This window comes from Hyphomonas sp. J20-32, from assembly GCF_055808555.1.
Map to the genome: position 1 here is coordinate 65697 of NZ_CM147873.1, position 13310 is coordinate 79006.

Here is a 13310-nt window from a genome sequence, read left to right on the forward strand (position 1 = left end):
CGGCGCTGTCTGTCAGGGTTTCACATAGGCAATCGGCCGGCCGCTCTCGTCGAGCTTCAGGTATCGGTCCCGCAATTCCGTCTGGCGCGTTTCAAGGGACTGGACGTCCCCGTCAATCATCACGACATCGGCATTGGACGTCACTTCCAGCGGGTCGCCGTCCCAGACCACGATATCCGCCCGTGCGCCCGGACCGATCACGCCAAGCCCCTGCAGCCCGAATATTTCCGCAGGCGCCGTTGTCAGCGCTTTCATCGCATCATCATGCGACATGCCATTGGCCACCGCATTGCCGGCCACCTGGATCGCCAGACGGGCCTGATGGCTCGAATCGCCGAGATGCGAAATCGCAACCGTCACGCCGGCATCCATCATGCGCGACGCATTTTCCGCCGTGGCGCCGAGTTGCTCGAAGCTGGCCGGCAGGTTCGAAAAGGCATCGACGATCACCGGAATGCCGGATCTCGCCAATCGCGGTGCCACGCGCCAGCCTTCATCGGCCCCCACAATGGCAATCCTCAGTTTCGGGTTTGCCGTGGCAAAGTCCATGATCGCGTTGAGGTCGCTGGCCTTGTGTGCTTCGATCAGAATCAGCTGCTCCCCGCGCGACGCCGGGCCAAGAGCGGCCGCATCCACCCGGCCAAGCGCTGTGCCGTCATTGCTGGTAAAATACCGGGCCGGATAGGCGCCTGCATCGTCCAGCGCTGCCCGGAACTGTGCCCAGGCCGCCGGACGCGAACCGCCCGCCAATGCGGCGCCGCGATCGCCCAGCGACATAAGGAGAAACGCCTTGCGCGAAATATCTGTATCCACACCGCCGCTGGTATCAGCGACAAAGCCCTGACCGGCAAACAGGTTCGAACTTGCTTCAGGTGCCACCACAATCCGCGTGACCCCTTCGACACGCGTCACTGCCACGGCTGTCGAATCCGGATTGAACCCGTCTGCAGCATCCAGCGCAACCGAATAGTCGGAGCCGTCAGCCGACGTGTCATTGGTCGCGTCTTCCGCGTCAACCTCCACGATCCCGGTGCGCGAGAATGCGGAGATGATGCCCGGGCTGACCCATTTTCCGGTGGCGTCTATGACAGTTGCGTCCAGCGGAACAGCCGAACCGGCCTTGCCGACAGAGACGACCCGTCCCTTGTCGATCACGACAATCCCGCTCGGGATCGTGCCCTCGCTCGTTCCGGTCCACACATCTCCACCGACAATCGCAACAGGCGCGGCCAACACAGGCAGCGCAAAACTCGCCACCACGGCGATCAGGCTGGCAATACGGCGTCCGCTCATTTCATGTCTCCTTCACCAGGCTGGCCGAGTTCGAAATCCATCACGGGCCGGTTCGCCGCGTCGCTGCGGTCGTACATCAGGGCGCCGTCCACGAAGACCTGGTCGGCCTTGGTGTAGACGCTGAACGGATTGCCGGACCAGACAACCACGTCGGCCATCTTGCCAGGCACGAGGCTGCCGGTCTTGCCATCGATCCCCAGCGATTTTGCGGGGTTCAGCGACAGCCATTGCCACGCTTCCTGTTCGGGAATGTTGATGCCGATCTTCTTGCCGTCGGCCCAGGCCTTGGCAGCCTCCTGATTCAGGCGCTGGATTCCGATATCGCTGTCTGAATGGACAATCGCGCAGGCGCCGGCCTTGTGAACCAGGGGGATATTCTCCTTGATTCCGTCATAGGCTTCCATCTTGAAACCCCACCAGTCGGCCCACATCGACGAACAGGCACCGTATTCAGCCAGCTTGTCGGCAATCTTGTAGCTTTCGACGGCATGGTGGAAGGCGGTAACCTTGTAGCCAAATTCTCTCGAAATATCCATGACTTGCGCCATTTCGTCGGCGCGGTAGCAATGCATGTGGACAAGGATGTCGCCGTCGAGGACGCCTTTCAGCGTGTCCAGTTCAAGGTCGCGCATCGGGGCATCGCCACCTTCTTTCTCGTATTTTTCCCACTTGCGCTTGTAGTCGGCCGCACGGATCCACGACTCGCGATATCCGGCGACATTGCCCATCCGCGAATAGGGCGAACCGCCGGGATAGCTGCCATTGCCATAGCCGTAGACCCGTTTCGGATTCTCGCCGCAGGCCATTTTCAGCGTGTAGGGCGCGCCCGGGAACTTCATGCCCTGCACCGTCCGGCTTGGCACGTTCTTCAGCGTCACCCCGCGACCGCCAAACAGGTTCGCGCTGCCAGGCAGCACCTGCAGCGACGTGACGCCGCCCGCCAGTGCCCGCGTGAATCCCGGATCCTGAGGCCAGATGCCATGTTCGGACCAGACTTCCGCCGTCACCGGTCCGGAAATCTCGTTGCCATCACCATGCGCGCTCACACCCGGCGAGGGATAGACGCCGAGATGGCTGTGATTGTCGATGATACCGGGAGTCACCCAGCGGCCCGCCGCATCGATCACCTTGGCATCGCCCGGCGCCTTCAGGTCCTTGCCGATCGCCGACACTTTCCCGTTTTCGATGAGGAGGCTGCCATTCTCGATAAGTGCGCCGGTGCCATCGATGATCGTCGCATTCGAGATGAACACCGACGGGTTCGGATAAGGCGCATAGGTCGAGGGAAACGGATCCTTGGGAACCGTGATCTTGTCCGTGCCGTCGGCCTTGTCCGAGCCGCCGCACGCGGCCAGAATCAGGGCAAGGCACGATAGGCCCGCCAGGGAAATTCAATTCATGTCTGTCAGCCCCGCTCGCTGTAATGATTACAGGCGCATTTGTGCTCAGATTTGCCTCTGCGGCAAGGGGGGCGCCGCGTTCAGCGCTTGCGGGGTGGCGAAACGTTCTTTTCGCGGGCGAAAACCAGCTTCATCAGCCAGTTTGGTGCAAACCGTTCGACTCGCGGGTGGCGTTTCAGCACGCTTTCCATCCAGCGATGGCCCCAGACCGAATTGCGCCCCAGCAGGACAACGCCAAGGATGCCGAATGGCAGGCCGATCGGAATCAGCGGCGTCACGATGCCAATCGGAATCGACAGGGCGATCATCAACAGGCCGATCAGGGCCAGGACCTGGCGGAACGCGGTATTGAAACCGGAACGGAGTGGATCAGCCGGCCTTTGGGGCGGCAGGGTTGTCGTTTCGGTCATCGAGTTTACTTCGTCGTCAGCCATTTGCGGTGATATGGGGGTTCTGTAGTGGTCCGGCCAATGAAAACATCAGGATGTGTTCAAAGTCTGGCAACAGCGTTACCCGATTGCTACAAATGTGAAAATTCTTGCTGTCAATTGCGGGAACCGGGCATGAGGACAGCATGAAATTACAGTCCATCCAGATACTGCGCGGCCTCGCGGCACTTCTGGTCGTCCTCTATCACATCCGCGCCATGGAAGCGCTGGCCATCGGCAAGAACGGCCTCGGCGAGATACCGTTGCTCAACGGGTTCGTGACCAATGGCTTTGCCGGTGTCGACCTGTTCTTCGTGATTTCGGGCTTCATCATGGTTTACGTCACCGAAGGCATGCGGGCGGGCGTGAAGTCGAGCCTCGATTTCCTGTTCGCCCGCGCCACCCGGATCTATCCGCTCTGGTGGGTGTTTGCCGGGCTGATGCTGCTCATGTTCGCAGTCTATAACGGGGCCGGCTTGGGCGCTGGCTGGGATCGCGTCAGTCAGGGCCAGCCAATGGTGCCCTATCTCATCAAATCCTTCTTTCTCGTGCCGCAGAATGCTCACCCGGTACTCGGCGTCGGATGGACACTCGTCCATGAGATGTATTTCTACGCCACCTTCACGCTGATGCTGCTGGTGCCGCGCCGGTTCTGGCTCTGGATCCTTCTCGCCTGGGGCGCTATGGTCGCAGGCGGCTCGGCGTTCGGCCTGACCAAGCCATTTGCCGCAGATTTCAGCGCGCTCCTGTTCTACCCCATGACCATGGAATTCATCATGGGCGCCGTCGTCGGGCTCGCCGTCAGCTCAGGCATCGCCTGGCGCAGCGGCGTCGTCACGCTGGTGGCCGTGCTCTGGCTGATGGCCAGCCTCACCTTCCAGGGCGTCGATGACGCCAATCTCATGATGTGGGGGCGCGTCGTCTGGTTCGGCCTGCCCTGCACCCTGCTGGTCTACGGCTTCGCCACGCTCGAGCTGTCGGACCGCCAGGCCTGGCTTGTGCCCGTCGGAATCGGCGCGCTCATCGCCGCCATGATCAGCCTGCTCTATAATTTCGTGGCCGAAAGCGCCTTCTCCGACCGCCTAGGCGCCACCATCGTAACAGTCATCGTCGGCGCGCTGGCCATGTTCGCCGTCCTCTGGGCCGGCTGGCTCGCCGGCCAGGCCATGCCGGGTCGAATTCGCGCCATGACTCCTGGATTCATGCGGGTTCATCGCGGCCTGGCGCGCGTCGGCGACTGGTCGTTCTCACTCTATCTCTGCCACCCGCTCCTGCTCGCCCCGGTCCGGCTTGCCTTCGCAGAGGCCGCAAAAGTGCCATGGCTCGCACCGGTATTCCAGCTGGGCCGCGCAGGCCCCCTCGACAATATCGCGCTGATCGCGGTTTCGCTTGCAGCCACATTGCCGGCCGCAGCGCTATCGTACCGTTTCATCGAACGGCCGTTGATCATCGGTTTTGGCAAGCTGCGCGAACGCCTCTTCCACCGCAAACCTGACCCGGCCTCCGCCGGCTAGGCCACCTATTCCGCTGCGACCGTGTCCGCCGTCGGTGCCGTCCATTTCAGCACCGGCTTGCGGGCCGCCCGGGTCTCGTCGAGGCGCCGCGCCGGGGCGAGGTAAGGCGCGCCTTTCAGCGTCTCGTCGCCCTGCGCCGCGCGCCGCGCGATGCTCTCGAGTGACGCGCAGAACCGGTCCAGCTCCGCCTTGCTTTCGGTCTCGGTCGGCTCGATCAGCATCGCGCCATGTACAACCAGAGGGAAGTACATGGTCATCGGGTGGTAGCCCTCATCGATCAGTGCCTTGGCGATATCCAGCGTCTCGATCCCGTCCGCGGTGAACGCATCCGAGAACAGCGCCTCGTGCATGCAATAGCCCTCGAACGCCGGTGTCATCACATGCTTCAGCTTGGCCGCGATGTAGTTTGCGTTCAGCACGGCGTCCTCGGCAACCTGTTTCAAGCCGTCCGCGCCATGGCTGAGGATATAGGTCAGCGCCCGCACGAACATGCCCATCTGGCCATGGAAGGCCACCATGCGGCCAAAGCTCTCGCTCGCATCGCCGTCCATGTCCTCAACCAGCCGGAACACGCCGTCCTCGTCCTTCACCACGAAGGGCACGGGTGCATACGGCGCCAGCGCTTCGGACAGAACCGTCGGGCCCGAGCCGGGCCCGCCACCGCCATGCGGCGTGGAAAATGTCTTGTGCAGGTTGATGTGCATCGCATCAATGCCCAGGTCGCCCGGCCGCACGCGGCCCACGATGGCGTTGAAGTTCGCCCCGTCGCAATAGAAATAGCCGCCCGCCGCATGGACCAGGTCGGCAATCTCGCGGATGTCGGTTTCGAACAGGCCGCACGTGTTCGGATTGGTCAGCATGATGCCGGCAATGTCGTCCGTATGCTTCAGTTTCTCGCGCAGCATGTCCATGTCGACACGGCCCCGCTTGTTCGCCTTGATCTCGTCCACGATGAACCCGCACTGCACTGCTGTCGCCGGGTTCGTGCCGTGCGCCGAGGCGGGCACCAGGACACGCTTGCGCGTCTCGCCCTCGCCGCGCGCAATCAGCGCCTGCCGGATCGCCAGCATGCCCGCCAGCTCGCCATGCGCGCCCGCTTTCGGGCTCATCGCCACGGCCGGCATGTTGGTCAGCACTTTCAGCCAGGTCGCCAGCTCGTCGATCAGTTCCAGCGCGCCCTGCACGGTCGCCTGCGGCTGCATCGGGTGGATGTCGCCAAAACCCGCGAGGCGCGCCATCTTCTCGTTGAGGCGCGGATTGTGTTTCATCGTACAGCTGCCCAGCGGGAAGAAGCCGAGGTCGATGGCATAATTCCTCTGCGACAGGCGCATGTAATGGCGCACCATTTCCGGCTCAGACAGGCCCGGCAGGCCGGTCGGCACCTTGCGCGACACGCCGCCGAGACGGCCCGTCCGGTTCTGCGGCGCGGGCAGGTCCACACCGGTCGTCTCAGCTGTCCCGATCTCGAAGATCAGCCCCTCAGCCTGCAACAGGCCGCGTGAACCGGACACGGTCTCGATGGCAGACACGGAGGTCGATGTCGGCGCCGTCGGGCGGCCTTGCGTGTTCATGGTCATAGGGTTTCTCCCGAAACAGTATTTTGCGACAGGTAGCAGTTCGTTGGCTTGCTGGTATCTGGCCGCGTTCCTGCAGTCCAATGGGCGGAAATGAAGGGCCAGATTGCCTGCTCATACAGGCCGTCCCGAACCAATGTGTTGTGGTCGGATGCGTCGAAAAGGCGGTAGGTTTTTGGCGTGTTCGCCAATTCAAACAGTCGTTTCGACTGGCTGGACGGAATGACGCGATCGACGCCGCCGTGCGCCATCAAAACGGGCTCCTCAACTTGCTTGATCCGGCGATCGCTATGAAAAGGATGCTTGAGAACAAAATCCACCGGCACACCGGCCGTCTTTTGGCGAATGAGGTCTGCCATTGAATAGTAAGGCGCCTCAAGAATTAGCGCCCCGGCATCCTGCAAGCTAGCAAGGCGCGTCGCTGGGCCCGATCCGATCGAGAAGCCCTGAATGATCACATCATGTGACGCATAGCCTTTGGTCATGAGCCACGACCAGGCCGCATCTGCGTCTGCATTGAAGCCCCGCTCCGAGGGTTTTCCTGAAGAGCCCGAATAGCCACGCCAGGCTAGCGCCAGCAAGCCCACGCCTTGATCATGTATGCGTTCATACCGCCACACATCCCGATCAAGTCGGCTTCCATTGCCGTGCAGGAACAGGATAATCGGACACCCGGGCGAAGGAGGCGTATACCAACCGACAAGGTCCTCGCCATCCTTGGTCTGAATGTCTTCAACCTCAATGTATCCTGCCTTCGGCGCCACGCGCGTCGAATCCGGGTGAAAAAGCACCTTGTCCTGCATGGCGTAGGCACCGCCAAATACCAAGGCAAGGACCGTCGCTACAGCCGCAAGCAAGATAGCCGTCAGCTTCACTACACAATCTCCTTCAGCGCAGCCGCATAGGCCGCAATATCTTCCGGTGTCGTGCACTCGGTTGCCGCGCAGATGATCACGTCGCCCATCTTCTCGCCCGGGAACAGGCGGCTGGCCCGCACGCCGCCGACAACGCCGGCCTCGTCCAGCATGGCCAGCACCGCCTCGGCATTCATTGGCGTACGGAACGCAAACTCGTTGAAGAAGCGCGGCGTCAGGATTTCCACGCCCGGCACCGCCTCCAGCGCATTTGCCAGGTCGCACGCTGCCTCATGGTTCAGCAGCGCGAGGCCCTGCAGGCCCTTGTCGCCCAGCAGCGTCATGTGAGCGGTAAAAGCCAGCGCACAGAGGCCGGAATTAGTACAGATATTCGATGTCGCCTTGTCGCGGCGGATATGCTGCTCGCGCGTCGACAGGGTCAGCACGAAGCCGCGCTTGCCGTCGGCGTCCACAGTCTCGCCGCACAGGCGTCCCGGCATCTGGCGCACCAGTTTCTCCGTGCAGGCAAAGAGGCCCACATAGGGCCCGCCAAAACCGAGCGGCACGCCGATTGACTGGCCCTCGCCCACGGCAATGTCCGCGCCCATCTCGCCCGGAGGCGTCACGAGGCCCAGCGCCACAGCCTCGGTAAACACGGAGACAAACAGCGCGCCCTTGCCGTGCGCGGCATCGGCCACGCCGGACATGTCCGTCACCGTGCCGAAAATGTTGGGGCTCTGCCCGATTACGCAGGCTGTTTCATCATCCACCGCGTCGGCCAGCGCCATCTCGCCATCGACGGCCACCGCCAGTTGCACCACTTCCAGTCCCTGCGCCTCGCACAACAGCTTCGTCGCCGCCGCATAATGCGGGTGCAGGCCGCCCGACAGGATCACCTTCTTCCGGCGCGTCACGCGGGTCGCCATCACGGCGGCCTCGGCGCATGCGGTCGAGCCGTCATACATCGACGCGTTCGCCACATCCATCGCCGTCAGCGCCGCGACCTGCGTCTGGAATTCGAACAGGGTCTGCAACGTGCCCTGCGCGATTTCCGGCTGGTAAGGCGTGTAGGTCGTCAGGAATTCGGAGCGCTGGATCACCATGTCCACGCTGGCCGGGATATGGTGCTTGTAGGCGCCGCAGCCGACAAAGAACGGGCCGGACGAGGCCGAGCGGTTCTTGGCCGCAAGTTTCGAGAGATGGCGCTCAACTGCCAGCTCCCCCTGATGGTCCGGCAGGCCGGCCACCTTGCCGCCCAGCCGGACGGCCTTGGGCACATCGGCGTAGAAGTCATCGACGCTTTTGGCGCCGATCACCTTCAGCATCGCCTTGCGGTCATCATCAGTCAGGGGAAGGTAGCGCATGGATTAGAGGCCCTTGCAAAATTCGGCATAAGCGGCGGCGTCCATCAGTCCGTCCAGCTCTCCGGCGTCGGACAGCTTGATGACACAGAACCAGCCGTCGGTTTCCGCATGTTCGTTCACCGTCTCCGGCGCATCCGCCAGCGCGCCATTGGCATCGACCACTTCGCCGCTGACAGGTGCGTACACGTCAGACGCTGCCTTGACGCTCTCGACGACGGCCATGTCGTCGCCCTTCTTCACTGTCTTTCCGATGTCAGGCGTCTCGACGAACACGACGTCGCCCAGCTGCTCGGCAGCATATTTCGTGATGCCGACGGTGCCCTTGTCACCGTCAACGCTGACCCACTCATGGTCTTCTGTGTAATAGGTCGCCATGGGTCTCTCCCCCTGTTTAGCGTTTGTAATTGTGCGGAACGAAAGGCAGCGCGACGATTTCGCCGGGCCGCGCCTTGCCACGCACCATCAGATCGATTTTCGTACCGGGCGCCGCATGGGCGGCGGCGACATAGCCCATCGCCACCGGATGATCGACGCTGGGGCCAAAGCCGCCGGAGGTCACCACGCCCACAGCCTTGCCACCCACGTGCACTTCCGTTCCCTCGCGTGCCGGGGCCCGCTCCAGCGGACGGATACCTACGCGCTTCTCCGCCGGGCCGTCCTTCAGCGCCGACAGGATCCGCGCCGCGCCGGGGAAATTGCCCGCCTCGCGCCGCTTCTTCTGGATCACCCAGGCAAGATCGGCCTCAACCGGGTCGCGGCGTGTGTCCATGTCATGCCCATACAGGCACAGCCCGGCTTCCAGACGCAGCGAATCGCGCGCGCCAAGGCCGATCATCTCGACCCGCTCGTCGGTGAGCATTTCCTCGACCAATGACAGGCCGGCAGACGGCGCCACTAATACCTCGAACCCGTCCTCGCCCGTATAGCCGCAGCGTGACACGATGCAGCGCGTCCCGCTCAGCTCGAACGGCATGTGATGCATGAATTTCAGCTCTTCGCAGCCGGGAAAGAAATCGCTTATCACGTCCACGGCTTCCGGCCCCTGCAGCGCGAACAGGATGCGGTCGTCGGCGCGCGTCAGCACGGCCTTACCCGCCAGCGCCTTTTCGAAGATCGCCCAGTCCTGCTCCTTCACCGCGCCGTTGACGACGATGTACAGGCTGCCCTGCGCCTCATCGCCCAGCGGCCGCGTGATGATCAGATCGTCGAGGATGCCGCCATCTGCGTTCAGCAGCACGGTCAGGCGCGCCTGGCCCTGTTTCAGGCCCGCAATATCAGACGGCACCAGCGTCTCGACCAGCGCCGCAATCTTCGCATGCGCTGCGTCGCCGCCGCCAATCCCCTCTTCCAGGGACAGGAAACACGGGCCCATGTGCGACACGTCGAACAGGCCCGCATGCGTGCGCGTCCACTTATGCTCGTCCATCACGCCCATCGGGTATTGCACCGGCATTTCATAGCCCGCGAACGGCACCAGCTTGGCGCCGCGCGCAACATGCAGGTCGTAAAGCGGCGTACGCTTCAACGCATCGGTTGGGGTGTCTGCCATGGCGCCATCAATCCAAAAGGTGACGGATCGGCACTCAAGCCGAAAGACCGTCGCCCCCGCTGTCCTGGGCGCCTGAGAGATTCCGCCCGCTCTTCACTCGACTCGGCTCATCCTGAGCGAAGTCGAAGGACGAGCCGTGGCTTGCTCCTTCGGCGAGGCCTCGAGGGCCTCTTTCCAGCGTGTTGGCCCTGCCCGGTCCGTTTGCCTGAGCGTTTCCGGGGCGGTTGCGCCTTCGGCGGCAGCTTCAAGAGCTGCTCTCTCCCGGGACAGAGTTGAATTGGCTTCGAACTAGAACGGATTCGAACGCCCGGCAAGCAACGACTGCTGCGACTCGCGCCCTATCCACAATTGTGCCTGCTGATCGGTCAGGCCCCCGCAGGCCTGCCTCCGAACCAGCTCTGGACCAGGCTCCACGCATTCTTCGATCCGGCAAATGCCTTTTCGGTCGCCCGCGCGGCATGCGAGGTCAGCCCGCCGCATCGTTTCAGCAGGTCGGTGACGACCGAACCGGATTCCTGCTTCACACCCTCCAGCGCCTCTTCCGATATCGCCTTGGCCTGTCCGGCCGACCAGCCCTTGAAGCTGCGGCAACGGCGTTTCGCCAGGTAGCCGAGCTTCAGCGTCATCATCGCATTGATGCCCCCATCCATCAGCGGTCCGGCCACCAGCCCGCCCATGCGGCCGAGCAGGCTGCCGATCACATCGCCTGTTATGTCGGTCACGTCTTCCAGCGCTCGCGACACGACAACGATGGCGGCGACATCCCGCAGGATGCGCAGGCTCCCGCCCAGATGCGGCCGGCCAAAATAGATCCGCGACACCCGCGCAATCAGATTGGCATTCCGCCAGAGCACAATGAAGGCATCGACCGTCCCATTCATCGACACGGCCGTCGCCACGCCCACACCGACAGCCTCGGCATGGATCAGCGAATTCACTTTCGCGTCCAGCGGCTTCAGAAGGGCTTCGATATGGTCCCGCTCGAAGGCTTCAAGCTCCACGGACACGGCCATGGCCTCGTCCTTTGACGCCTGCAATGAGCGCTCCAGCAGGGCACGCCCCTTGGCGACGCCCTCGCGAATGGCGTCGCTTTCATCCTGCACCAGCGGGTTCCGGGCCAGCATGTCGAGGTATTTCAGGTCGTATTTCAGCCGTGCGGCTAGCGCCGACGGCTCAGGCGCTTTCGGATCGATCACAATGGAGGGGGGCCTCGCCGCAACCGGCATGGCCAGGAAGGATCGGATCGGCCGGCCGACCATGATGGCGAGAATGAGCGCCAGGATCACCACATAGGCATAGCCCAGAACCGGATGCACATCGTCGAACATGCGGTAGAACAGGAATCCCTGCCCGATGACGACGAGGAAGGCGATCACGATGAACGCGGTCGCTGACCATTTCAGGAACCGCCAGCCCTGCGCCCATTGCGAGGCAAGTTCCCACTGAACGCCTTCGCCTGCCCCGGCGCTTTCGTCTTTGAGTGCCTTCGCCATTGTCGTCTCCTCTGCATCGCGGTCGATCCGTCGCTACAGAAGATATAGGCACACAAGGGCGCGATGCCCTACATGCGCTCAGGCACGTCGATGCCGAGAATCCCGAGGCCCGCTTCCAGCTGCCTCAATACGGCTGTTGCCAGCGCCAGCCGGCTCGCCCGCAGCGCCGGGTCAGTCTCATTCGCAATCGGCAGCGCGCCATAGAAGCCGCTGAAGGCCTGGCTCAGGCCGAACACGTGCTCGCACAATATGTGCGGCATGCGCTTCTCGCGCGCGCCCAGCAGCGCCGCACCGAACCCGTCCAGCGCCAGCACCAGCGCCCGTTCGGCGTCATGCCCCACCGCGATCTCGCCCGGCGCATTGCCGTCCGCTTCGGCCCGCCGCAACAGCGACTTGATCCGCACCGCGGCGTACATCAGGTACGGTCCCGTCTTGCCCTCGAAACTCGTGAACCGGTCGAGGTCGAACACGTAATTCGTCGTGCGCGTGTTCTGCAGGTCGGCAAAGCGCAGCGCTGCCACCGCGACTGCCCGCGCCACGCTCGCCCGTTCTTCCGGCCCCATGTCATCGGGCAGGTTCGCCGCGCCAAGCTTTCGGTCCGCCTCTTCCAGCGCCATCGCGTTCAGGTCCGCCAGTCGCAGCACCCCGCCCTCGCGCGTCTTGAACGGCTTGCCGTCCGGCCCGTTCACCGTGCCGAAGCCGATATGTTCCAGCTGGTCCTCGCGGATCAGGCCCAGCAGGTCGGCGGCCCGGAACACCTGCTCGAAATGCAGCGCCTGGCGCTGGTCGACGACATACAGCATCCGCTCCGGGGTCGGCGTCATCACCGTCATCCGGTCCTCGATCGTCGCCAGGTCGGTCGTGTGATAGCCCGTGCCGCCGCGCGAATTCAGCAGCATGACCGGCGGCATCTCCTTCTTGTCGCTCTCGCGCGCCACCGGCACGATCAGCGCGCCCTGGCTTTCCGCGGCAAGGCCCGCCTTGCGGTACTGTTCGATCAGGCCGGGGATCAGGTGGTCGACATCGCTCTCGCCCTTCCACAGGTCGAACGAGACATTGAGGAAGGCATAGTCCACTTTCAGCGCCGCCACCGACACCTGGATGAAATGCTTGAGCAGCGCGCGATAGCCTGCCCGGCCCGCCTGCAGCTCCGCCACGGCATTCTGCGAACGCTGGTTGCGCGCCGGATCGTCCTTCGCCTTGGCGCTGGCGGCCGGATACAGCCGCCCGAGATCCTCGATCGTCACCGGCGGTTCGTCCGGATAGGGCCCGGAATAGCTCTCGTCGAAATAGACCAGGTCCGGCTGCTCGTCATGCAGTTCGGTGACCAGGTGCCCCATTTGCAGGCCCCAGTCGCCCAGGTGCGTGTCGGACGTCACCGTATCGCCGAGGAATTTCAGCAATCGCTGCAGCGTGTCGCCGATCACCGCCGAGCGCAAATGCCCGACATGCATCGGCTTGGCCACGTTCGGCCCGCCAAAATCGATCACCGTCACCTGCGGATCGTTCGCCGGTTCCGCGCCCGCTTTGTCGCTCGCCAGGATATCCGCCGCGCGGGCCGACAGGGCATCGTCGGATACCCGGATATTGATAAAGCCCGGGCCTGCCACCTCGGCCGACAGGACCAGCGGGTGCCCCTTCAGCGCCTCGGCAATCTCGCCGGCAATCTCGCGCGGGTTCCGGCCGGCAGATTTCGCCGCGCCCATCGCGCCATTGCACTGGAAATCGGCCAGTTCCGGCTTGTCGGACCGGCGCACGTCGCCCCAGCGCGCCTCCAGCCCCATGGCAGAGAAGGCGGCGCCAGCAGCGGCCGTCAGGTCTCTGATCAGGTTCGCCATGGT

11 protein-coding genes and 2 riboswitches are annotated in these 13310 nt (G+C 63.5%); of the genes, 1 reads left to right on the forward strand and 10 read right to left on the reverse strand.

Annotated features, from left to right (window positions below):
* Positions 1–12 precede the first annotated feature (12 nt).
* From AC0L7I_RS00270 to AC0L7I_RS00280, 3 genes are all read right to left on the reverse strand, one after another.
* The gene (locus AC0L7I_RS00270) at positions 13–1293 is read right to left on the reverse strand and encodes an amidohydrolase family protein (RefSeq protein WP_473397527.1); all 1281 of its coding nucleotides are present in this window, start codon (positions 1291–1293) and stop codon (positions 13–15) included.
* Positions 1290–2684, reverse strand: a complete 1395-nt coding sequence (locus AC0L7I_RS00275; protein WP_473399169.1) for an amidohydrolase — start codon at positions 2682–2684, stop codon at positions 1290–1292. The genes AC0L7I_RS00270 and AC0L7I_RS00275 overlap by 4 nt, the downstream gene beginning before the upstream one ends.
* An 89-nt stretch (positions 2685–2773) precedes the next feature.
* Positions 2774–3127, reverse strand: coding sequence for a hypothetical protein (locus tag AC0L7I_RS00280; RefSeq protein WP_473397528.1), 354 nt, complete (start codon positions 3125–3127; stop codon positions 2774–2776).
* A gap of 140 nt (positions 3128–3267) precedes the next feature.
* Here AC0L7I_RS00280 and AC0L7I_RS00285 point away from each other — a divergent pair, with 140 nt between their 5' ends.
* Positions 3268–4635, forward strand: coding sequence for an acyltransferase family protein (locus AC0L7I_RS00285; RefSeq protein ID WP_473397529.1), 1368 nt, complete (start codon positions 3268–3270; stop codon positions 4633–4635).
* Between the two features lie 5 nt (positions 4636–4640).
* Here the strand turns inward: AC0L7I_RS00285 and gcvPB are convergent, their stop codons facing one another.
* From gcvPB to argS, 7 genes are all read right to left on the reverse strand, one after another.
* A complete protein-coding gene (gcvPB, locus tag AC0L7I_RS00290; RefSeq protein WP_473397530.1) occupies positions 4641–6212 on the reverse strand; it encodes an aminomethyl-transferring glycine dehydrogenase subunit GcvPB in 1572 nt (523 codons plus the stop codon).
* Positions 6209–7084: an alpha/beta hydrolase gene (locus AC0L7I_RS00295; protein ID WP_473397531.1), complete on the reverse strand. Its 876-nt coding sequence runs from the start codon at positions 7082–7084 to the stop codon at positions 6209–6211. The genes gcvPB and AC0L7I_RS00295 overlap by 4 nt, the downstream gene beginning before the upstream one ends.
* Complete coding sequence (gene gcvPA, locus AC0L7I_RS00300; protein WP_473397532.1) at positions 7084–8427, reverse strand: aminomethyl-transferring glycine dehydrogenase subunit GcvPA; 1344 nt, start codon at positions 8425–8427, stop codon at positions 7084–7086. The genes AC0L7I_RS00295 and gcvPA overlap by 1 nt, the downstream gene beginning before the upstream one ends.
* Positions 8428–8430: 3 nt before the next feature.
* The gene (gene gcvH / locus AC0L7I_RS00305) at positions 8431–8802 is read right to left on the reverse strand and encodes a glycine cleavage system protein GcvH (RefSeq protein ID WP_473397533.1); all 372 of its coding nucleotides are present in this window, start codon (positions 8800–8802) and stop codon (positions 8431–8433) included.
* Positions 8803–8818: 16 nt separating this feature from the next.
* Complete coding sequence (gene gcvT, locus AC0L7I_RS00310) at positions 8819–9976, reverse strand: glycine cleavage system aminomethyltransferase GcvT (RefSeq protein WP_473397534.1); 1158 nt, start codon at positions 9974–9976, stop codon at positions 8819–8821.
* Between the two features lie 55 nt (positions 9977–10031).
* Positions 10032–10158, reverse strand: a riboswitch (glycine riboswitch).
* A gap of 1 nt (position 10159) precedes the next feature.
* A riboswitch (glycine riboswitch) is annotated at positions 10160–10251 on the reverse strand.
* Between the two features lie 90 nt (positions 10252–10341).
* Positions 10342–11469, reverse strand: coding sequence for a DUF697 domain-containing protein (locus tag AC0L7I_RS00315; protein ID WP_473397535.1), 1128 nt, complete (start codon positions 11467–11469; stop codon positions 10342–10344).
* A gap of 68 nt (positions 11470–11537) precedes the next feature.
* The gene (argS, locus tag AC0L7I_RS00320; protein ID WP_473397536.1) at positions 11538–13307 is read right to left on the reverse strand and encodes an arginine--tRNA ligase; all 1770 of its coding nucleotides are present in this window, start codon (positions 13305–13307) and stop codon (positions 11538–11540) included.
* Positions 13308–13310 lie beyond the last annotated feature (3 nt).